Here is a 1,795-nt window from a genome sequence, read left to right on the forward strand (position 1 = left end):
CTCTGGGACGATTGGCCTGGTTATGTCGTGGACCTGCACTGGGAACTAGACGCCAGTGTCCGCGCTGCGGTCGAACGGCTGAACCTCAGTCTTCCGTCACACGTGCATCTCACCAACGTATTTGACTAGAAAGCATGAACGCACGGTAATGCCGCTGATCGCGCTGACCGAACCGGCCAGCGCGAGGCGATGCCGGCCGGAACCTGGTGCGCCGCAGAACGTCCACTTCTGCCGATGAGCGTTTGTGAAGCTCGCTTATATTCTGGGTCGTCTACGAGTCCGGTGTAGGGTTCCCCGCCGGATCGACTATCGAACGCAAGCCCATGTACAGGCCGTCGTCGGCGTCGGGGTCGTCAGCGGACCATTCAGGCAGATGCTCCTCGAATGGGGTGCTGACCCAGGCTGACCCATTCCACCAACGCGCGAAGGTCACCGTGTCTGTGTCCGAGAGCCTCGGATGAGTGACAGTTCGATCGATCGTCAGCGCCCACTCTGGGGCGTCCGCCCATGGATCGAAGTCGGTTTCGAACAACTCGCTTGACTCGTCCCCGCCGAATAGCAACGCCCGCTCGTCATCTCCGCGAACCAGCACGAACCAGTTGCCAGCCCCGTCTTCAGAGACCAACCGGTCCCCGGCCACCCAGGCGGTCTCCTCGGACTGGTGTACCTCGATCGCTTGGGCTCTATTGCCCTCGCGATTCAACAAGGCACGCCCCTCGGCAACTATCCGCGCCCAGAGCAATTCCGGCGCTGGAAGTTCAAGCGTCATGCCCAGCAACGTACTCCCTGCAACCGACACTCAATACGCACCTCCGGCACGTACTGAGGACCTTCGGTGAACGCACTGTATTGCCGCATACCGCGCTGACCGAACCGGCCAGCAGGTGGCGCTCGCGAAACGACTGAGCCCCCACTCGGACACCGGATAGGAGCTCAGCAGAGTCTCTACCAGCAGCGATGCACGCGCTGCCCTGCTTCTTGGAAGGGGCTGATCCGCTTCGGAACTCGACTCACTCGCCCCCCACCCCCAGGATGCCGAGCTGGATGCCGCCGAGGCGGCGCGGGCGCAGCGAAAGACGTTGTCGCGCACCGCGACCAGGGCTGTGGTGGCGGACGACGAGCTGGTGTCCACCGGCCTGTGGTGTGAGAACGAGCCGCGGCTGCGCGGGCACTTCCGCTCGCTGACAAGTGATCCGAATCATGGCCTCGGGAGTCAGTGATCTCGGCTATCAAAACGCCATTTGGCTACCACTCAGCTCCTAATTACTGGACACTCGACTAGGACGCTTCACAAGCGCGTCCCCGACCGGGAGTGGGAAGTATTCCTGCAAGAAGGCCAAAAGCCATGCAGTTCAGCAAACTCGCCGTCACCGCGGCCCCTCCGCACCACTGCCGGCATCGTGCACGCCGATCCGGCTCCGGTCATCCCCTCCCGGCTCGACGGCATCAATCAGGGTATCGGCCAGGTCCTTCCGTCCATCCACTGACGCGAAGCTCGACGGCGACTCCGTCGTGGTCGAGACCGACGCCGACTCGCTCACTGCTGCGGACAACCAGCTCCAAGTCCGCGACAACCGGGGTCGTCACCGGCCTCCCGCTGAGCCATACCCTCGGCGGCATCGGTTTCGTCCGACACATCACGATCCGGCGAACCGGGTCTCTTTGCGTGCCGGATGGTTGCCTTCGTCACGCATTGAGACCTCGATGAGGACCTCGCTCCCAGGAGGGAAGCGCCCGATCAAGAAAGCGACGAGAAGTATGCGTTACACGAAGTTTGCCGCGACCTCGGCCCTGG

1 protein-coding gene is annotated in these 1,795 nt (G+C 63.0%); it reads right to left on the minus strand.

All coding sequences use genetic code 11. The features are described 5' to 3' along the window. Positions 1-271: 271 nt before the first annotated feature. A complete protein-coding gene (locus AB0L60_RS42410) occupies positions 272-769 on the minus strand; it encodes a hypothetical protein (RefSeq protein WP_364626636.1) in 498 nt (165 codons plus the stop codon). Positions 770-1,795: the final 1,026 nt, after the last annotated feature.

This window comes from Nocardia sp. NPDC051981, assembly GCF_040680715.1.
Classification (GTDB): Bacteria; Actinomycetota; Actinomycetes; order Mycobacteriales; family Mycobacteriaceae; genus Nocardia.